Origin of the sequence: Chryseobacterium sp. 2987 (assembly GCF_031456375.1) — a bacterium.
Lineage (GTDB): Bacteria > Bacteroidota > Bacteroidia > Flavobacteriales > Weeksellaceae > Chryseobacterium > Chryseobacterium vaccae.
This window is the reverse complement of sequence record NZ_JAVDUN010000002.1, coordinates 457,947-476,753: the sequence shown is the minus strand read 5'-3', so window position 1 is coordinate 476,753 and position 18,807 is coordinate 457,947. Positions and strand designations below refer to the sequence as shown.

At 36.4% G+C, this 18,807-nt stretch carries 20 protein-coding genes and 1 riboswitch; of the genes, 8 read left to right on the top strand and 12 right to left on the bottom strand.

Annotated features, from left to right (window positions below):
* Positions 1-15 precede the first annotated feature (15 nt).
* The 8 genes from J2Y40_RS07175 to J2Y40_RS07140 form a co-directional block, all read right to left on the bottom strand.
* Entirely contained in the window at positions 16-918 is a 903-nt protein-coding gene (locus tag J2Y40_RS07175; RefSeq protein WP_309998067.1) for a hypothetical protein, read from the bottom strand.
* On the bottom strand, positions 905-1,993 hold the full coding sequence (locus J2Y40_RS07170; protein WP_153399241.1) for an RNA polymerase sigma factor: 1,089 nt from the start codon (positions 1,991-1,993) through the stop codon (positions 905-907). The genes J2Y40_RS07175 and J2Y40_RS07170 overlap by 14 nt, the downstream gene beginning before the upstream one ends.
* A gap of 11 nt (positions 1,994-2,004) precedes the next feature.
* Positions 2,005-2,652: a hypothetical protein gene (locus J2Y40_RS07165; protein WP_309998064.1), complete on the bottom strand. Its 648-nt coding sequence runs from the start codon at positions 2,650-2,652 to the stop codon at positions 2,005-2,007.
* A 65-nt stretch (positions 2,653-2,717) separates the two neighbouring features.
* The gene (locus tag J2Y40_RS07160; protein ID WP_309998062.1) at positions 2,718-2,978 is read right to left on the bottom strand and encodes a hypothetical protein; all 261 of its coding nucleotides are present in this window, start codon (positions 2,976-2,978) and stop codon (positions 2,718-2,720) included.
* Between the two features lie 103 nt (positions 2,979-3,081).
* Entirely contained in the window at positions 3,082-3,519 is a 438-nt protein-coding gene (locus J2Y40_RS07155) for a PaaI family thioesterase (RefSeq protein WP_153399245.1), read from the bottom strand.
* A gap of 30 nt (positions 3,520-3,549) precedes the next feature.
* A complete protein-coding gene (locus J2Y40_RS07150) occupies positions 3,550-4,149 on the bottom strand; it encodes a 1-acyl-sn-glycerol-3-phosphate acyltransferase (protein ID WP_153399247.1) in 600 nt (199 codons plus the stop codon).
* A 311-nt stretch (positions 4,150-4,460) separates the two neighbouring features.
* The gene (locus J2Y40_RS07145; protein ID WP_153399248.1) at positions 4,461-6,179 is read right to left on the bottom strand and encodes a PspC domain-containing protein; all 1,719 of its coding nucleotides are present in this window, start codon (positions 6,177-6,179) and stop codon (positions 4,461-4,463) included.
* A gap of 12 nt (positions 6,180-6,191) precedes the next feature.
* The gene (locus J2Y40_RS07140) at positions 6,192-6,521 is read right to left on the bottom strand and encodes a PadR family transcriptional regulator (protein WP_153399250.1); all 330 of its coding nucleotides are present in this window, start codon (positions 6,519-6,521) and stop codon (positions 6,192-6,194) included.
* Positions 6,522-6,811: 290 nt separating this feature from the next.
* Here J2Y40_RS07140 and J2Y40_RS07135 point away from each other — a divergent pair, with 290 nt between their 5' ends.
* From J2Y40_RS07135 to J2Y40_RS07120, 4 genes are all read left to right on the top strand, one after another.
* Positions 6,812-7,486, top strand: coding sequence for an XAC2610-related protein (locus J2Y40_RS07135; RefSeq protein ID WP_309998058.1), 675 nt, complete (start codon positions 6,812-6,814; stop codon positions 7,484-7,486).
* A 20-nt stretch (positions 7,487-7,506) separates the two neighbouring features.
* Positions 7,507-8,097 carry an HD domain-containing protein gene (locus J2Y40_RS07130; RefSeq protein ID WP_309998056.1) on the top strand — a complete coding sequence of 197 codons (591 nt, stop codon included), beginning with the start codon at positions 7,507-7,509 and terminating at the stop codon, positions 8,095-8,097.
* 192 nt (positions 8,098-8,289) lie between these two features.
* Positions 8,290-9,192, top strand: coding sequence for a T9SS type A sorting domain-containing protein (locus tag J2Y40_RS07125; RefSeq protein ID WP_309998052.1), 903 nt, complete (start codon positions 8,290-8,292; stop codon positions 9,190-9,192).
* 143 nt (positions 9,193-9,335) lie between these two features.
* Positions 9,336-10,817: a MutS-related protein gene (locus J2Y40_RS07120; protein ID WP_153399257.1), complete on the top strand. Its 1,482-nt coding sequence runs from the start codon at positions 9,336-9,338 to the stop codon at positions 10,815-10,817.
* A 19-nt stretch (positions 10,818-10,836) separates the two neighbouring features.
* Here J2Y40_RS07120 and J2Y40_RS07115 read toward each other — a convergent pair whose 3' ends face one another.
* The 3 genes from J2Y40_RS07115 to J2Y40_RS07105 form a co-directional block, all read right to left on the bottom strand.
* Positions 10,837-11,220 carry an acyl-CoA thioesterase gene (locus J2Y40_RS07115; protein ID WP_153399259.1) on the bottom strand — a complete coding sequence of 128 codons (384 nt, stop codon included), beginning with the start codon at positions 11,218-11,220 and terminating at the stop codon, positions 10,837-10,839.
* A gap of 113 nt (positions 11,221-11,333) precedes the next feature.
* A riboswitch (cobalamin riboswitch) is annotated at positions 11,334-11,514 on the bottom strand.
* A gap of 53 nt (positions 11,515-11,567) precedes the next feature.
* Entirely contained in the window at positions 11,568-12,365 is a 798-nt protein-coding gene (locus J2Y40_RS07110; RefSeq protein WP_231128773.1) for a hypothetical protein, read from the bottom strand.
* Positions 12,366-12,397: 32 nt separating this feature from the next.
* Complete coding sequence (locus J2Y40_RS07105) at positions 12,398-13,066, bottom strand: ATP-binding cassette domain-containing protein (protein ID WP_153399263.1); 669 nt, start codon at positions 13,064-13,066, stop codon at positions 12,398-12,400.
* Between the two features lie 395 nt (positions 13,067-13,461).
* Between J2Y40_RS07105 and J2Y40_RS07100 the strand changes: the two genes are divergently transcribed.
* Entirely contained in the window at positions 13,462-14,532 is a 1,071-nt protein-coding gene (locus J2Y40_RS07100; RefSeq protein ID WP_153399265.1) for a GEVED domain-containing protein, read from the top strand.
* Positions 14,533-14,862: 330 nt separating this feature from the next.
* Here J2Y40_RS07100 and J2Y40_RS07095 read toward each other — a convergent pair whose 3' ends face one another.
* On the bottom strand, positions 14,863-17,010 hold the full coding sequence (locus J2Y40_RS07095) for an endonuclease MutS2 (protein ID WP_153399267.1): 2,148 nt from the start codon (positions 17,008-17,010) through the stop codon (positions 14,863-14,865).
* A gap of 70 nt (positions 17,011-17,080) precedes the next feature.
* Between J2Y40_RS07095 and J2Y40_RS07090 the strand changes: the two genes are divergently transcribed.
* From J2Y40_RS07090 to J2Y40_RS07080, 3 genes are all read left to right on the top strand, one after another.
* Positions 17,081-17,575: a hypothetical protein gene (locus tag J2Y40_RS07090; protein WP_309998046.1), complete on the top strand. Its 495-nt coding sequence runs from the start codon at positions 17,081-17,083 to the stop codon at positions 17,573-17,575.
* A gap of 54 nt (positions 17,576-17,629) precedes the next feature.
* The gene (locus J2Y40_RS07085; protein ID WP_309998043.1) at positions 17,630-18,133 is read left to right on the top strand and encodes a GNAT family N-acetyltransferase; all 504 of its coding nucleotides are present in this window, start codon (positions 17,630-17,632) and stop codon (positions 18,131-18,133) included.
* A gap of 88 nt (positions 18,134-18,221) precedes the next feature.
* The gene (locus tag J2Y40_RS07080) at positions 18,222-18,740 is read left to right on the top strand and encodes a hypothetical protein (RefSeq protein ID WP_309998041.1); all 519 of its coding nucleotides are present in this window, start codon (positions 18,222-18,224) and stop codon (positions 18,738-18,740) included.
* The last annotated feature ends 67 nt before the right edge of the window (positions 18,741-18,807 follow it).

Genomic DNA, 18,807 nt, shown 5'->3' with positions numbered 1-18,807 from the left:
GAAAGTTTTTAGAAATCACCACCCGGAAACAGAATAGGAAATTCCGAGGTTGATTTTCCTTTCAGCAAAGGTATTATTAGTCTTAAAAATGTCAAAATTAAACGAGCTGTTTTTTAACGAAATATTCCTCATCTTATATTCTTGGTATTCCAAAGAAACAAGAAATTTTTTCATGATCCGGTATTGCAGTCCTAGTGTATATCCAAAATTGATCTGATTACTCTTAAAATCATCGGGTTTATTAAGCACATTGTTTTCAGGAACCAGAAACTGCATTTTATAGCTGTTCCGGTTGGCCAGAAATCCGATGAACGGGCGGATGTTTTTCCATTCATAAAGGATTTTAAGCTGGGCAGCATATTCAAGATGTTTATTGTTGAATCTTTGAAAAAGCAGAGGCTGATGGTCTTTTGTAAAATAATAGCCGCTCAGCCAGGTATCTTCTTTAGTACCATCGAGATTAAAAGTAGAATTCCAGTAATACAGATGGGCAGAAAGGAGTAATGAAAATCTTTTATATATTGGTTTTGAAGCCCATATTCCGGCATTGAATCCGGATTGCGTTTTCTTTCCGGAAGAATCTATGGCCCAGAAGCTTCTTTTTATCCCTGTGCCTGCTTCAATTCCAAATTCTGTTCTTTTGGAGAAAGAGAAGGTAATTCCTTTTACCTCATCTTTGAAAGAAAAGAATTCCTCTGGCTGGGGCATTGTAATTTCCGGCAGATTCAAAGAAAGTCCTTTGGGCTGTATTTTTAAAGCTTTTTCTAAATAAATCGTATCACGTATAATGACTTTCTCATATACATATACCGTATCTTTCTTTTTCCGTTGGGCATTCAACGGATATAGGATGAAAAAAATGAGCAGGACTGCTATTTTTTGCAGAGGAATACAGAAACTTAATTTATCTTTCAACATATATAGTATCTCTCTGAATGATTTTTTTTACAACAATGACCTTTTCCTGTGCAGAATCTTTTGTACTCAATCTGGGTTCTTTTGATTTGATTGTATTGGCTTTTTCAACAGGCATTTCTTTTTTTTCTAATATTTGATTAGACTTCGTCTGTTCTCCGTTTTCTGAATATTCCTGACCAGAAAATCCTGTAACGGATTTATTCAGACTTACTGCTTTAATCTCTTTTTTGTCTGTTATAGATTCTGTATTGTTTTCAGTAACAATACTACTGTTGGAGAAATTATTTTTCTGAGGACGGAAAAACAGAATATAACTTAAGACCATAAGTACAGCAGAAGCAGCAATGATTTTTATTTTCCATTGATTGTTTGAATGGGAAGTAAAACTGAGATTTTGAATATTTATATTATCAGGAACGGTAAACGGTTGAGAAGGTGATACCGAAAAGCCGGTAAAACTATTTCTGAAAGTCTGTGCCCAGAGCAATCCGCCAAAACCAAGGAAAATAAGCAGCTGGGTGAGCTTTTTTTTGCTTTTGGGAGTGCCGGGTTTTAGGATAGTATTGAGAAGATAATTTTGTATTGATTTTTTGGCTCTTAAAAGGTGAGATTTTGAAGTATTAACAGGAATTCCCAGCATGTGTGAAATTTCTGAATGGGAATAATTTTCAATACAGTATAAATTAAAAACTGATTTATGATGAGAAGAAAGACTGTCAATAGAAGCCAGAAGCTCTTCACGCGTAAAATCATAAGCAAGAATATGAGATTTTTCTTCAATAGTGTTGTTCATGGCAAAAGATATTTCGGGAATTTCTGAAAGCTCTTCAGCAATGAAAGTTTCTTTGCTGTTTTTCCGGAGGTATTGTAAGGCATTATTAACAATAATTTTCTTTAACCAGGCAAAGATTGCTTTCTCATCTTTAAGCTGATGTTTTTTCTGCATTGCAGCGATAAAGCTGTCCTGAAGGATATCTTCTGCGGTAGAAAGATCCTGTATATACCTACGGCAAATCCCCAAAAGTTTTGGGGAATATGTGCTGTAGATTTTTTGCCAGTCACTGCTGTTATACATAATGGAAATATTTAATTCTGCACAACAAAGATGGAGCTAAAACTGCCGCCACTCGCTATACTTTGGGTCTCCACATCATTGATATATACTTTATAAGTCAAATTTGAACCATCCAGCCATCTGATCATATAAATGTTTTCATTCAGGGCTTTCATATCTGCTATGCCATGGAATGTAGACCAGTTTACAGATACTTCATTAGCGTTTTTATAATATTTTTTTAAGGCCATCCGATATACATCATTGTTATCTATTAGTATTTTATTGGATGAAGCATTGAATGCGTCGGGTACCGGAGTGAGATGAGTTTCTGTTCCCGTAAGTAAGTTTTTGTAAAAATTGTTTCCGGAAAGGTAAATGCTGGAAGTGTTGGATGATATTGCATTAGTCTGGTATCCGGTGGCAACGGGATAGAATGTTCCGTTTTTGAAATAACCGAAATTAACGGTTCCGTTGATTTTCTGATGTCCCGAAACATATACCACAGACTGAAAAATGGTCATTGAATAATTGGAGTTATTATAAACCATTTCTCCCGGATCGTAGGAAACAATTGTTTTGGCTCCGTTTTTCCAATAGCAGAGCTGGTATCTTTGTGAGGGATTGACAGGGTTGGGATCTTCTACATACCCCAGTAAATAAACATCTCCGTCTTTCACATAAAATTCACGGATTCTTAATACAAGTGCAGCTGGAACCGCAAGATACTGCCTGATATCTGTCTTTATATTATCTTTCCAGAAGACATTATTTTCAAAAACACATGGTTATTTTCCACGATGATTTTTGACGGAGTGATGTTGGTGCCATCTGCGAGGTTGGTTTTCTGCCCGTTTTTCCAGTAGCAGGCAGTATTGTTTTCTCTTCCGGCCACGTATACATCATATGAAACTGTTTTTTCTGACAGTTCCTGATCATCTTTAGCATCGCTGCAGGATACGAACAGGCTTAACACGAATAAGAAAGGAATAAATAATGTTTTCATAGTTCTTTTTTCTTATAAGATGCAGAAAATTAAAAAGGTTGCAGCAAGTATATAAAAAAAGACCCAATATTTTGAGTCTTTTATTTTTTATAGGAGTTGAAATTTATCTGTTGATAATATTGTTGGTCATCGTGGTATGATTGATGAGTGTTCCTTTTTCATCACGGATCTCAATTTCAGAGACATGCATGGTTTTTCCTTTTCTGATGAATCTGGCTACAGCTGTTACCATTCCGTCTTTTTTACTTCTTAAATGATTGGAATTGATATTGGTACCTACACCATAATATTTTTCACCGTCAATGAAAAGATTAGACAGGCTTGACCCCATTGTTTCTGCCAGAACACAGCTTGCGCCTCCATGCAAAATTCCAAATGGCTGATGAACTTTTGGCTGAACAGGCATCGTGGCTGTAAGGGTTTCATTTTCCAGATCAATATCAATGAATTTTATTTCCACATTTTTGGCTAAAGTAACTTCTCCGCCCCAGCTGTTTAGAAATGCTAATATCTCTTCTTTCGTTTTATCTTTAGTATACATGTCAATAAGTACTTGCTGATTTGTTAACTTCTAACTTTTAGTTTCTTCCTGCCCGCTTCCCATAATATCAGGATTCCAGTTGGCCTGTATTTTCGGTACAATGTCATTTTTAACGTAATAATCCTGAATCTCCTGCATAATCTCTGCAAAAGGAACAGAGGCTATTCTTTCGTAAGGAATGGTGTACCCCAAATAGACAATATTTCTTTTAAAGTCGCCGGCAGCCAAAACAATAGGAACTTTAGCAGCTAACGCCATGTGGTAGAATCCTTTTCTCCATTTCGGAACCCAGCTTCGGGTGCCTTCAGGGGTAATGACAAGACTGAAATCTTCTTTTTCAAATTGTTTGGCAACGAAATTGACGAGGTCATTTTTCTGACTTCTGTCGATCCCGATTCCGCCCAATCCTTTTACGACACTTCCGTACCATGCTTTGGTGTGAGCGTCTTTAATGATGATTTTCAACGGTTTTTCTAAAGACCAATAGGCAAGATTTCCCAGCAGATATTCCATATTATGGGTGTGGGGAGCCACTACCAGAATACATCTGTTCAGACTGTTGACATCGCCCTGAAGGACAACTTTCCAGCCCAGGATCTTAAGCATTAATTTACCTATCAGTTTTTTCATAAATCGTTGGATTAAAAACAAAAAAGTATAACCAAAGTGGTTATACTTTACAAATATATTGAAATATTATCGCTCTTAAAACAAACCGCTGATGAAATCTACGATTTTTATTACAATTTCTAGTGCTACTTGTACCATGGTTAGGGTATTTTTTTAATTGATTTGGTTAATTATTTTAACTACACGAATTTATAACTTTTTTTTAACATAGCGAACTAAATATTTATCTTTTTTTCTCTTTCTGAGAGAAGAAGAGTGTGAATTTCAAACGGTTGCTCTTCCTTCACACCTTCTGCACTCTCTGAAGTTAATTATTTAGTTTGTATGGAAATTTCATTTTTTCCGTCTTTGATCTTGATGTCTACATCTTTATTCATTTTTTTGATGCTGGACTTCATAGAATCGATTACCTGGTCAGCCTGAGAGCTTGGAACTTTTTTTCCGTTGATGATGACGCTGTCTTTATCATCGGAATTGTATTCAATGGTAGAGCCGTTCACAGAGATCTTATTCTTTTCGATTCTGATTTTTCCGTGCTCATCTTTGTCCTGATCATCATCATTAATACCGTCTCCGTTCAGATCTCCATCGAAATCAATTCTGTCATTTTTCACCGGAATCACTACTGCATTCTGAGGAATTACCAATTCATAATTTACTCTGTAATTTCTGAATCTGTGCTCGTAAGGATACTTGATGTAGTTTGGAAGGATTATTTTGTTATCCACTACTTCTACAGGTACCGTCACCTGAACAGGAACGTTATAGCCGCTTCCTTCTTTTTTGATGATCAGGTATGGTGTTTTAATATCCGGTTTTCTTGTTACTTCTACATAGATATAGTCTTCTTCATATACCGTTCTCTTGTCAGAATAAATATCATCATCATAGGCTTTGAAGCTTTGAGGGATGCTTACCTGTTTTACATCTACATATAAAGTATCTGATGTTGTATTGATCGCGATATTTTCAGTGTCTTCCTTGCTTCCTTTATAGATCAGGTTTTTCTTAGCCATGCTTACTCCGAAATAGGATCCCAGTCCCAGAAGTAAAAGGAATATACCTCCCAATACCCATCCTATATTTCTCAGTTTTGTTTTTGGAGAAAATATCTTGATGCTTAATAAGCTGAAGATGATGGCCGGGATTAAACTTCCTAATACCATGATCGCAACCAGGATTTTATCAAGTCCGTTTTCACCCATGTAAAACTCCATTTTATTGGCTCCAGGGAAATCTGCACCTGTTCCGAAAAGTCCGAAGACTACGAAGATTCCTATGATGCTGCTTACCGCCATCAGAACGAAGATACCTCCTACGATATATTTCAGTACATTCCAGATTCCGCTCCCGGCATTGTTGATGTAAGGTTTGGTCTCGTTGTACATTTCTCCGACCCTCTGAGTAGATTCATTGGCAAACTGTACCAATTTATTAGACTCATTCTTAAGATTGTCGAAGTTCATAGGCTTTCCCTTCATTTTCAGGAAATCTGCTGCTGTTTCAGCTTTTGGAAGTACAATCCAAAGAATAACATAAAGAAGTCCGATCAGAGAAGAAGAGATGGCTGCTGTAAAGATCCCCAGTACAAAGATTCCTAACCAGATAGCTCTCATTGCCGTAATGTCCATTCCTACATAGTGGGCAAGACCTGCGCAAACTCCTGCAATCTTTTGTCTTTCAGGATCACGGAATAACTGCTTTTTATCAGTATATTCAGTTCCTGACTGATAGGTTTTTTTGGTGCTCTTTTCAGAATAGTAAGCTTCTTCCTGCTCTTCAATTTTTTCTGGGCTCCCGATCTGTGCGATTACCTTTTCTACATCGGTATCGTTGATCACTTCACGTTTTCCAAGAGAATCTCTGAAAATTTCCACCATTCTGATTTCTATGTCATGCATTACCTCATCCGCTTCTGAAGCATCCAGTGAGCTTCTCAGTGCATTCAGGTAATCGCTTAGCTTTATATATGCGTGTTCTTCTATAGTAAAAGAAAAACCTGCGAGTCCTATTGAGAGTGTCTTGTTCATAGCTTTGTTTTTTTAATTTTTTTGAGTGATATGGTTTACTGAAGTGGTCAACTCATTCCATGTATTCTGAAGTTCATCCAGGAAAAGCTTTCCTTTTTCGGTGATCTGATAATATTTCCTTGGCGGTCCTCCTGTAGATTCTTCCCATCTGTAGGATAAGAACTCGCCATTTTTAAGTCTTGTAAGGAGAGGGTAGAGGGTTCCTTCCACTACATCCAGTTTTCCTTTTTTTAGCTCATCTATAAGGTCGGAAACATACATTTCGCGGTGATTGATGAGACTTAAAATACAGAATTCCAGAATTCCTTTTCGCATCTGCGCTTTGGTATTTTCGGTATTCATCTTTAATAAGTTTTGTTAATTAGTTATATAGTTTCAGAATAAAAGCCTAGCTAGATGATTCTATTCTGATTTTACATTACAAAGATATGTAATTAAAATGGTATTATGCAATACAAAGTAGTGAAATTTTTTAAATAAATATTATAAGTAATTGATAATCAGTTTAATAATTTTTAATCGATAATTTTGTTAAAATTAAATTAGGTTAAAATACGATCCGGAAATGTCAAAATAGGCTAATGATTTGTATTTTTGTTTGATGCTTTTTTAGTGTAAATACCATTATCCAAATGACAAATATTTATTTTATTTACCGTTTATTGTCTCCTTTAGCGCTGCTGGGGCCTTTATGTTTCGGACAGCATCACTTTGAAATCAAGGATGCCTCCCCAAAATACAATGCCGAAATTATGGTAGAAGAATGCGTGGATGATGGATGCAGAGGGAAAGGGACTGTGATCTTATTTGATAAAAACGGAAATAAAAAACAGTCGTTTCAGTCACCAGACCTTAGATTTTATTTTAAGGAGAACTTTAAACCTTTCAAAGGTATCATGACGATTACCCATGAAATGCTGCGTGATGAACCTTTATATTTTGGTGATTTCAATTTTGACGGAACAGAAGATGTAGCGGTGAGAAATGGCAGCGGAGGAAATTACGGAAGCCCTTCGTATGATGTTTATGTTTTTAACTCAACAAAAATGCAGTTCGTACCCAGTGCAGAACTTACAGAATTGGCAAGCGGATACCAGGGAATGTTTGGAGTGGATGAAAAGAACAAAAGGTTGAGCACCTTTGCCAGATCCGGTCCTGTTTATTATACTTACGAATATGAAGTAGTTCCCAGAAAAGGAATTGTATTGGTCTATGAAAAGATCGAGGACCACACTCATGAAGTCGTAAAAATTACCGTAAAAAAGAAAGTGAAAAATAAATGGATAGTGAAAAAAACTACCGAATAAAATGATAATTATAAAGTAAGATGAAAATACAGAAGGAGATTGATTTTATCCTGGCAGTAGATGCCCTGAAAAATGTACAGAGAAGAAATTATAACGCAGACGATTCCAGAAGAGAAAATACAGCTGAACACTCATGGCAGATTATTATTCTGGCGCAGATCCTGTATCCCTATGCGAAAAACCGTGCCGGTATAGATCTGTTGAGAGTGATCAGAATGCTTTCTATTCATGATCTGGTGGAAATTGAAGCCGGAGACACTTTCCTTTTTGACGAACAGGCCATGGTAGGGAAATTTGAAAGAGAAAAAATTTCAGCACAGAAGATTTTTGGTATTCTGGATGAGCCATTGCGTACAGAGTTTTTTAACCTGTGGCTTGAATTTGAAGAAGAAAAAACTCCGGATGCCATATTTGCCTGCTCTATAGACCGGATTATGCCTTTTATTCTGAATTCTCATACCTCAGGAAAAAGCTGGACAGAAGCTGGTGTGACAGAAAAGCAAATCAGAAACATGCTGGAAACAGCTATTACCAGAGCCTCAGATGAAATGGGTGAGGCTTTTGAACTCCTGTTAAGCAGAAGTCTGGAAACAGAAAAGGTTCTAAAATAACCCTGTTTTTCTATAAAAAATGATAGCACTGTTCAGAATTGAGCAGTGCTTTTTTTATTGGGTAAGAGAATTTAATGTATAATACAAATCAATCTCAGTTTTATTGTTGATTTGGTGAATTATTTGATTTTTTAATTCCGTATATGTTTAATATTCGTACATTTAGGTAAAATATTTATAAAAAGGATTATTATGAAGAAAAAATTACTATTTATTAGTTTGTTGGCTGCAAGTCTTTCTTATTCGCAGGTAACAATAGGTTCAGGAACGAGAGTTGATTCCAACGTAGGCTTATCAGCTCCTATATCGATTTATTATGGATACAGTTTGTCTCAGCAGCTTTATCTAGCCAGTGAGATCGGAGGTCCGATGATGATTCAGCAATTAAAATTCTATACAAAAACGGCTCCGTCTGCATTGAATAATACAGGAGAAATAGAGGTCTGGATCGGTCACACCGCTTTGAATGGATTCCAGAATACCGTAAGCACCACCGGAGCAGGATGGATTCCTATAGCACAGCAGCAAAAATCACTTACAAGCGGAAGTGTTTCCATCAATGGAAATGAAATTACACTTATTTTAGATACCCCATTTTCCTACAATGGTACAGATAATCTTGTGATTACGGTGGATGAGAATCTGCCAGGAGATGACGGATCAAATTATCCCTTCTACCAGACTGCCGATTATACCGAGGATATGACACTCATCAACAGGAATGATGATGACAATCCTGATCCTGCCAACCCTCCGATGAACTATACAGGACCGTCTTCTACCTCCACAACCCAGGCACAGTCTAAAAAGTACAAGCCTATTCTTACGCTGATTGGTCAGAATTTAGGAGTAGCAGAAGTAAAAACAATCGGAGATGCAGAAGTTTCTCCTAATCCTGCTTCTGATTTTGTTACAATCACAAGCAAACGTTCTGTGAATTCTGTGGATATATTAGATCTAAACGGAAGAAGAATGAACAACTCAGGATTAATGGACAATAAAATAGATGTGAGTAACCTGTCTTCCGGAATTTACTTTCTGAGAATCAATTTTAAAGACGGATTGAGCACAACTAAAAAAATAGTCAAAAAATAACGACAGTTGTTTTTTTGTATTTTAATAGAGAGTTTCGGGCGGCCGGAGGCCGCCCGAAACTTTTTCCTCAAAATTTATAATCTCTTCTACTTAAGAAATCCCTTGTAACGATTCAACTATTTTAAAGTCTAATTAAAATAAAAATGGATTTTGATTTAAGTTCTATAAGGAAATATTATCTGTTTAAAAGCCATGATAATAGAGTATTTCAGAATATTCCGGATGAAACGGCTGAAGATTTAAATCTTGATTTCCTCTTTTTTAAACTGGATCAGACAAAATCCAAAATAGGGAGGCAGTATTTTTACTCCAAACTGAGGATCATCCCTCAAAATAAAGATCCTTTCTTTGACCATTACATGGACTACTGCAGTGAAAATAAAACGGATATTATTGAGAAAGAACTCGAAAAACTGAATAAATTTCATGATTATGAAATCATTGATCTGATTGAAAACAGAATTTTTATTAATCAGAAATACCTTAATTACGCAAAACTTTCACTCACCTTACTCTGTATTATCCTGGTCTGCGGTATTTTTGTGAAGCCTGTTCTCGGATTTATTGTTCCCTTGTTTTTAGTCAATGCTTATTTTCATTATGCCAATAAAAGCTATGTGGAATATTACAATGCGATTATTTCCAGATTATATACTGCCATTATAGTAGCGAAAAATATAAGCAAAACAAAGGCTCTGGCGGAAGAATATAAGACCATTGATCTCAAAAGATTAGTGCGGGTCATATGGTCGGCAAATGCAGCACAACAATTGGCGAAAAATGAGTTTCTGATCGTTTTCTGGTTATTACTGGAAATTGCCAGGATCACCTGCAATCTGGAGATTTTCGGATTCAGCAGGAACGTAAATATTCTGAATGCTTCCAAAGACAATCTGCTGAAAATTTATGAATATATCGGTAAAATCGATACTGCTGTAACCCTCTCTGAAATTAAGCATCAATATACGGTTTGCAGACCGGTTTTCAGTGAAAAGAAAGAAATAAAGGCAGAGAAAATTTATCATCCTCTGATTGATGACTGTGTGAAAAATGATCTGCATATTTCAGATTCCGGTATTGTTCTTACGGGATCAAATATGTCCGGTAAAACAACCTTTATGAGAAGCCTGGCTGTTAATGCACTGATGGCTCAGCTATTCGGATTTTGCTTTGCAGATGCTTATGAAGCTCCTTTCATGAAGATCTTAACCTCAATTTCAATTAAAGACGACATTAATGAAAACAAAAGTTATTATCTGGAAGAAGTATTAAGAATCAAAGATTTCTTTAATGAAAAAGAAGGTTTTAATCTGATCCTGATTGATGAAATTTTTAAAGGTACGGGAACCAAAGAAAGAATAGCCATAAGTAAAGCTGTTTTAAAAGCCATGAACTCTGAGCGAAACTTAATCTGCATTACCACCCATGATCTGGAAATAGCCCATTTCCTGGAAAAAAATAATTATGCCTTGTACTATTTTTCGGAAGAAATACAGGAAGATAAACTGAGGTTTACTTATCAGCTGAACCAGGGAGTCAATCAAAAACCAAATGCCATAAGAATTTTGAAAATGTACGGGTACCCCGAAGAACTCATCAAAGAGTCCTATACCTATCTTGAATAATTATGGCAATGGAATGCTTTTATAGAATACGGATCGGTTTCTTGAATTCATCGATCGCTACAAAAGTGAAATCACCAACAATTGCTCTTTCTCTTTCGTAAGAATACATCTGTTCCGTGTAGATTTCTACATTCACCTTCATACTGGTCTTTCCGACGTAAGATACTTTTCCGATCAGTTCTACAATCGTACCGGCAGGAATAGGCTTTTTAAAATCAATTTTGTCGCTGCTTACCGTGACCACTCTTTTACGGGCAAAACGGGTTGCCGTAATAAAAGCTACCTCATCCATCAGCTGCATGGCCGTACCTCCGAAAAGAGTATCATAATGATTCGTAGTGTTGGGGAAAACCGCTTTAAAAATCCTGGTTTCGGATGCTTCAATTCTTTCTTCTGTAGTCATATTTCATTATTAATTAAAGCGAGATGAAATAAATTAAAACAACAGAACAATAACAGGAATCATAGGAATTCCTGAAACAATTCATCGGATCAATAAACTTCAAATCGCGAAAGTTTTTTGTTTAAAGAAAAGGCAGGTCTCCTGACTTGTAACATCTTTTATCTCCTTCCCGTGCCCTGCACAGTGGATCTTTTGATAAAAAATTCAGTTACTTACAGTTGCGCGACAGTCCGTGATTTCCACACGGTTCCCTTTTAATCTGCGTAAAGCAGAACCAGTTTCTATGATGAATAAGTACAAAACTTTTTCAGTTGCAAAAATAAGGATAATACAGAGAAAAACAGCAATTATTCCGGATTATTATAAATGATCTGGCTCATTACCCTTCCTTCCTTGATCGTCCAGAGGGTAGTATACCTGTTTTCACCGGATCCGTTAATCATGTAGAGATAGATATGGTCGTTATCAAGAGCGGTTACACCAATATTGTTGAAATCCATGGTAGGTTGGAACATATTTTTAATCGCTTCACGAACAAAAACAGAACCTCTTCCCGGCTGCTGTACTCTGATTGATTTGATTTCAGTCATTCCTTCTGGAATTTCATTTTTGATACCCCACGGCTTTACTTTATCAATGGTAAGAATTTTTCCGTCAGCATCTTTTTCCTGCTTACGATAGCTTGCGTTGGAAGGATATACATCAATCACCACTTTGGTTCTTTGAGAGGTAGGGATCTTAGGATTGCTGTTGTCTGTGAAAATTAAAGATTTCCCGTTTTTAGATTTGGTAGGGGTAAAAGCAGGAAGCTGATCAACAAAAGAAATACGTCCTTTGTTTACCATTCCTTCTTTGTCAAGGGTTTCATACCTTACAAAAGGTTTATCATCATCTTGTTTTTCAGGATATTTAATCCAGATCCATTCCGTTTCTCCCGGAGCCGGTTTTACATAAACAAACACGTCCCCTTTACGCATACGGATCTTATCTACAATCTTTCTGTAATCCTCTTTGTGTACACGTACATTGGCATAACCTTCCTCAGCTTTTACAACACCGAAAGGAACTTTATTCTGCCCTTTAACAAATGCTAAAGAAAAAATACTGAAAGCGGAGAGATACAATGCCTTGTTTACAGAAATCATGATGAAATTTTTTTGACCCTCAAATATATAAATTAAAAACTTTTCGGAAGATAATTAAATTGTTTCAGTTCTTCAAAATCTTTGATTTTTCTCAAATAGGTTTGGGCGAGAAAGTAAATATCATCAGCCATCCTGAATAGAGGTTCATAATTGTGATCAGAAATAATAATGCCTTTATAGGCTGACTGCCTTTTGATGATTCTTTCCATTTCATCACAGAATTTAGGAGAAATCCCGCTGAAAGGTTCATCCAGCAAAATAAAATCAGCTTCAGAATAGAGGATAAGTAGTGTTTCTACGATTCTTTTTTCTCCCCCGGAAAGATCCCTGGTTGTCTCCTCTAAAAAGGGTTTCATCATATTAAGATGATAAAGTTTTTCCCTATTTTCTTCATTACAGAACAGTGAAATTAAGTTTTTTATCCTGATATTTTTCGGAAGGAAAAAAGTACGCTGAGGCAGGTAAGCAATTCTGCTTTTCCGGTCAGACAGGGTTTTGAGAATGGTGTCATTATATTTAATAAACTGGGTATCACCTTTTATTGTTCCGAACATGATCTGGAGCAGCGTAGACTTTCCTCCGCCCGCCGGGCCGATAATTCCTGAGATTTTCCCGGTTTCACAGCTTAGAAAAACATCCTGAAGAATTTTTTTGGTGCCGAAAGATTGGGTTATACTGTCTGCATGAAGCCTGTTTACCATAATCCTGAGAGCATTTTTACAATTAAACTTAATGATAAAGTGAAGACCCAGAGGAATATTCTTGAAAATCCAAAGTTCGCATAAAAGAAATATTCACCTTTTAACCTTATTTCATAGATGAAAAAATGAAGCAGGGGAAGAATCAATAGAAAACATAGTCCGAAATTTCCAATGCTGAATCCACTTAAAAAACAAACCAGCAGAGAAAATAATACCGCCGGAAACAGAAGTTTGTAATAAAAGATCCAGAGAACCCTGATGTTTTTATCCATATTTCAAAAATACAAAGAAAAGTGTCTGTATATAACCATAATATAGGACCCATGCTTTAAAAAATGTAAAAATATTTGATTTTTTAGTGTAATTTTAAGGTGAAAATTCAATAACCATTGACTATGAGAAAAAAACTACTTTTTATGCTCCTGCTTTCTACAGGAACAATGCTGCTTCAGGCCGCAAAAATTACCGGAAAAGATATTTTCGTAAACAGCTTCAAAACACCTGTTAATGTTATGGTATCTAATATCGGAGCAACCTCAGCAGATGTCACCTGGGATCCGGTACCTGGCGCGACCAGTTATAACGTGAGATTCAGACCTGTAGGTAACTCTGTATGGGTAATGGCGGTAGTCACTTCCGGAGCTGCTGCTTATCAGATTACCTCTCTTACCCCCTGTACGGCCTACGAAGTTCAGGTTGCTGATGGAAATACCCCTTTTTCAGCTTCTGTATTTTTTTATACAGGGCTTAATTACTGTTCCACAGGATCTACAGATTCAAGTATTATGCATATCTCTAATGTTACAGTCATTCCTTACGGAGGAGTGCCCCAGATGAACAGTTCTTCCGGACCTTCCCAATATACTGATTACCGATATGATTCGTCAAGAAGAGTACAGCTGTCTGTTGGAAGCCCTGTCAATACCCTTGCAGTAGCCTTGGGTTGGACAGCTCCGCAAAGTACAGTAAATGTAACAGCCTGGATAGATTTTAATGCCAATGGAGTTTTTGAAGCCTCTGAAAAAGTGATGACACAGTCTGCTAACTCTTCAACTCCTGCCGTTTCTTCATTTGCGGTTCCTTCTTTGGCTGCAATTACACAATGTGGAGTAACAATGAGAGTGATGGTCAGCCTGACACAGCCTTCAAACGCTTGCGGAACATTCACTTACGGAGAGGTGGAAGATTACGGAGTAAATTTAACCAATACTTCACTGTCTGTCAATGAAAACGTAAAGTCAAATGAATTGAATATGTATCCTAACCCGGCTTCAGACATTCTGAATATCGATGGATTGTCTTCAGATAATGCATCATATGAAATTTATACGGCAACAGGACAAAAAGCAGCTGAAGGGAAAGTCTCAGGAAATACAATTACAATCAGCCGGCTTACAAAAGGAGTCTATTTCCTGCAATTAAAAGACAAAGATCATACAACCCGCCTGAAATTTATAAAGAAATAAGATTTTGTTTAAATTGAAGAATTTTATTTTTAACCCTTAAATTTCTTTAAGGTTTTTAGAATTAAGCCGGGTTTCACGTTAAGATCTTTAGCTTATAAAAAAAATGATTTTTTCTTTAATTCATCTTAACTCTTAAAATCAGCAGTTTCAAAAATGATCTTTGCTTTAGGAAAAATACAAAGAATGTGAATTAAACAACGATTTGAATGTAATACAAAAAATCAAATTTAGGAATTTATCACATACTCTTAACAGAACCCTAATGGTTTAAAAAATAAAAACAGCACTGAAATTCAGTGCTGTTCTTTATCTTGGCAAGGATTCTCCTCATTAAATTCTTTCCAGTTCCTCTGAATCAATCGTGGTTTTAAAAGTTCCGTAGTTTACGATTACTTTATTTCTGGAAATTTTCTCAATCGTTCCTACACTGGTACTTCCAGTGATTCGTACACGCTGTCCTACTTTCAGCCAGATGGCACGGTCGCTTTTACGTTGTTCCTCAAGCTTTTCATTAGTTTCAGCAATCTTTTCGATAACCTCTTCCTTTTTAAGCTGCTGGGTGATCTTTCTTTTCACAACCTGTAAACGCTTTGATTCATCTTTATCTGCTCCAATCTTTCTGAATTTCTCCTGTTCCAGCAATTTAACGAAATCTTTCACCACGTCTTTTCTGGATTTTCCTTTCGTATAGCTGTCGATGAAAGTTTCAATCTTATTTCCAAACTGAAGCTTGCGGTGTTCCTCTTCATACAGTTTCTGGAAATTGAACAGTTTCTGCTGTAGCTGGTCGTTCAGCTTCTGAAGGTTGTCCCGTTTATCTTCAACAGATTCTTTTCTTTCAGCAAGATCAGACTTCAGTTTTTCAACCTCAAACTTTTCCTGCTGCAGTTTTACAATCGTTTTATCCAGGTTAACGATATCATGCTCTACCTTTTTCTTGGCAGCATGAATGATAAATCTTGGAATTCTGTTCTTCTCTGCCACTTCAAAAGTAAAGGAGCTTCCTGCCTGTCCCACTTCCAGCTTATACATCGGTTCCAGTGTTTCTTCATTGAAAAGCATGGCAGCATTTTGAGCATTCGGAAGCTGTTCAATCACCAGTTTGATATTCGTATAGTGCGTGGTAATAATAGCGAAACTCTTCTTGTCGTAGAAATATTCCATGAAACTTTCAGCCAGCGCTCCTCCCAATTCAGGATCCGAACCTGTTCCGAATTCATCAATAAGAAGCAGGGTTTCTGCATCCGCTTCACGAATGATTCCTGACATCTTTTTCAGTCTGGAAGAATAGGTAGACAGATGATTTTCGATGGATTGATTATCCCCGATATCCGTCATGATCTTATCAAAGAAAAACATTTCTGATCTCGGATGTACCGGAACAAGAATACCACTCTGAATCATTAGCTGAAGCAGCCCCACTGTTTTCAGGGTAATTGATTTCCCCCCGGCATTCGGTCCTGAGATACAGATGATTCGGTTATGTTCAGTAAGGGCAAGGGTCTGAGGATGGATCGTCTTTTTTTCCTGTTTATTTCTCAGCCACAATAAAGGATGGTAAGCATCTTTCAGCCTTAACGTTTTATGGCGGTTAATCTTCGGAAGAATTCCGTTCACCAGTTCACCAAACTTGGCTTTGGCTCTCGTAAGGTCAAGATCAAAAATATACATCTGATATCTCCAGAGCTGAGGCTGGAATTCCGCCAGTTCTGCAGTAAGTTTTCTAAGGATCTTGTCAATTTCCTTTTTCTCTTCCTCTTCGTTTTCGCGCAGCTTGAAATAATGTTTCACAACACTGTCCGGCTGGATATACGTAATGGATCCCGTTTTTGAAATTCCCAGAACCCTTCCCGGAACCCTTTTCTTAAATCCGGACTTTACTGCTAAAACCCTTTGATCTTCAATAATACTTTCGCGGATGTCATCCAGAAATTCACTCTGCCCGTAATTGAACAGGGCCCGGTTGAAATTTTCCTGAATCGCTTTTTTAGCATGCTGGATTTCCGTTCTCAGTTCCTTTAAAATAGGAGAGGCTTCACTTTTCACTTCCCCAAAACGGTTAAAGACCTTATCTACCTTATCAATGATCTCTTTTCTGAACTCCAGAACAGAAGCTTCCTCCATTAAATTAGGGAAGGTTTCGGGCATTGTCGGGAAAAACTTCTGTAGTTTTCCGATCTGTTCCGTGATGGTTTTTATTTTGATGAAAGCACTGTTTTCCAGGCGATAATTCTCGATCAGCATGAGCTTCAGCTCACTTTCAATATCTTCATATTCATCGAACGGAATTGCATTTGAACTTTCAAAACTCGAAAGATATTCCGACGTTTTTTTCAATGAAAGTTCCGCCTCGTCAATTTCCATCGGACGAAGTTGAAGAATTTTTTCTCTCGTTTTCGGAGAATACGCAAATGGAGAGATTTCCGCGAGCAATTGCGGAAACTCTAATTCGTTTAAATCTTCTTTATCTATATACACACTGCAAATTTAGTGAGAAATTTAAAAAATTTGATTACTTTTATTTATACATCTTTATATTGCCTCAATTATGAAAAGAACTCTGTTTTTCCTGTTTTTATTTTTCTTTGCTGTAAGCTGTAAAAAATCAACTGTAAAAAAATTTTTTGAATATGATGAAATTGATTATTACCATAGCGGTATTCAGCAATTAACGCCAGATGGATTGTCAAATGGATTGCTGTCAGGAAATACACCGGAGAACCTGAGGGATATGAAATTTCTGAATGATATGGAAAAAATTGGTTTTAAAAAATTTATTATTAATCCATCAGATTTTGATGAAATCAATGAAGTTTTTAGAGAAAAAACTACCTCTGATAACATTTATTCGAAATGTACCCCTATTTACAGAGATGTGTTAATCTTTAAAAAAGAGGGAAAAATAAGCGGGATAGCCAAAATATGTTTTAGCTGTAACCAGAATATGATCATCGGAACAAAAGCCTCAACGGATAATTTTGGACAGAAAGGTGATTATGACAGACTTGAAAAGACTTTAGCAAAAGTCAGAGATCTTCATTAATTGAAGATCTTGGAAAAAATTTAATCATATAGCTAAAAATTTAGATCAGAATTAATGAAACTGGAAACTGAAAGATTACAATTAAAAGAAATCAACGAAAGCTACGTTGAAGATATTTTGAAAATCCGAAGCAACGAAATCACCAATCAATTTGTTCAGAGAAATTCTCCGAAAAATAATTATGATGCCCTGCAGTTTATTTTAACCATTAAAGAGAGAACTCAAAACAATCAGACATTTTATAGGGGGATTTCTCTAAAAGATCAACCGAATCTGATCGGAACGATTTGTCTCTGGAATTTTTCTGAAGACAGAACTGTGGCAGAAGTCGGTTATGAATTATTACCGGAATATCACAGGCAGGGAATCATGTCGGAAGCATTGAAAGCCGTTTTAAATGTTGCTTTTAATGACCTGCATTTTCAGGAAATTCTGGCAATGACCAATAAGCATAATGAAAATTCGAAAGGCCTTCTTGTAAAACATGGCTTTACTTTAATGGAAGGCAGAATAGATGAAGGATTTCCTCACAACCTTGTTTTTAGTCTGAGAAATTAAATGATGTAAACACTGCATTCTATGATTTATTCAAAAATTTGATATTGCCTGTTTTTTAATTTATATTTGAACTTTTATCAGATAAACCATGAAGAAGTTTTTAACCGTTATTGTTATTTTGGTACTTGTTTTCTTTGTTGTCCTGCAGGTTTTTATGTGGTATAACAAAAATAATATCATGAGCAATCAGGCCGTTTTCAAAGTTTATTTGGATGTAAAAGATGAAGATATGGATGAATATTTCGGAGTGGAAAAAGGAACCTATGACAAAGATAAACATGTGATTGTCTGTGATCTTCCTGTAAATGCCGCTGCATTTAAACCGCACAGCCAGATTGTTAACCGTAATATTGCCGAGATCAGCTGTGATGAAAAATATAATCCGGAGATACACGATAAATACGATCAGACTGAACTTGCCGATGGCGGGAGCATGACCCTGATGATTCTTGATAACAATTCACCTGTTCCTGTGCAGATGGTGAATAAAAACCTGGGAGGATCAAGTATTGTAGCAAAAAGACAGGTCTATTTCGACTACGGAAAAGGAATAATCAATCATATCATTTTAGCAAAGGACAAAGTATACGATTATTGTAATAAATAATAAAATAAAATTGATAACCGCCCGCCAATTTTCAAATTAACTCATTTTCAAATTCACAAATTCCCCA

Bases quoted from the DNA above. Each gene is read 5' to 3' on its own strand.
- J2Y40_RS07125 (WP_309998052.1), top strand. From the start codon at position 8,290: ATGAAGAAAAAATTACTATTTATTAGTTTGTTGGCTGCAAGTCTTTCT.
- J2Y40_RS07090 (WP_309998046.1), top strand. From the start codon at position 17,081: ATGAAAAGAACTCTGTTTTTCCTGTTTTTATTTTTCTTTGCTGTAAGC.
- J2Y40_RS07105 (WP_153399263.1), bottom strand. From the start codon at position 13,066: ATGGTAAACAGGCTTCATGCAGACAGTATAACCCAATCTTTCGGCACC.
- J2Y40_RS07100 (WP_153399265.1), top strand. From the start codon at position 13,462: ATGAGAAAAAAACTACTTTTTATGCTCCTGCTTTCTACAGGAACAATG.
- J2Y40_RS07170 (WP_153399241.1), bottom strand. From the start codon at position 1,993: ATGTATAACAGCAGTGACTGGCAAAAAATCTACAGCACATATTCCCCA.
- J2Y40_RS07110 (WP_231128773.1), bottom strand. From the start codon at position 12,365: ATGATTTCTGTAAACAAGGCATTGTATCTCTCCGCTTTCAGTATTTTT.
- J2Y40_RS07160 (WP_309998062.1), bottom strand. From the start codon at position 2,978: ATGAAAACATTATTTATTCCTTTCTTATTCGTGTTAAGCCTGTTCGTA.
- J2Y40_RS07135 (WP_309998058.1), top strand. From the start codon at position 6,812: ATGACAAATATTTATTTTATTTACCGTTTATTGTCTCCTTTAGCGCTG.
- J2Y40_RS07145 (WP_153399248.1), bottom strand. From the start codon at position 6,179: ATGAACAAGACACTCTCAATAGGACTCGCAGGTTTTTCTTTTACTATA.
- J2Y40_RS07085 (WP_309998043.1), top strand. From the start codon at position 17,630: ATGAAACTGGAAACTGAAAGATTACAATTAAAAGAAATCAACGAAAGC.
- J2Y40_RS07080 (WP_309998041.1), top strand. From the start codon at position 18,222: ATGAAGAAGTTTTTAACCGTTATTGTTATTTTGGTACTTGTTTTCTTT.
- J2Y40_RS07130 (WP_309998056.1), top strand. From the start codon at position 7,507: ATGAAAATACAGAAGGAGATTGATTTTATCCTGGCAGTAGATGCCCTG.
- J2Y40_RS07120 (WP_153399257.1), top strand. From the start codon at position 9,336: ATGGATTTTGATTTAAGTTCTATAAGGAAATATTATCTGTTTAAAAGC.
- J2Y40_RS07115 (WP_153399259.1), bottom strand. From the start codon at position 11,220: ATGACTACAGAAGAAAGAATTGAAGCATCCGAAACCAGGATTTTTAAA.
- J2Y40_RS07150 (WP_153399247.1), bottom strand. From the start codon at position 4,149: ATGAAAAAACTGATAGGTAAATTAATGCTTAAGATCCTGGGCTGGAAA.
- J2Y40_RS07155 (WP_153399245.1), bottom strand. From the start codon at position 3,519: ATGTATACTAAAGATAAAACGAAAGAAGAGATATTAGCATTTCTAAAC.
- J2Y40_RS07175 (WP_309998067.1), bottom strand. From the start codon at position 918: ATGTTGAAAGATAAATTAAGTTTCTGTATTCCTCTGCAAAAAATAGCA.
- J2Y40_RS07140 (WP_153399250.1), bottom strand. From the start codon at position 6,521: ATGAATACCGAAAATACCAAAGCGCAGATGCGAAAAGGAATTCTGGAA.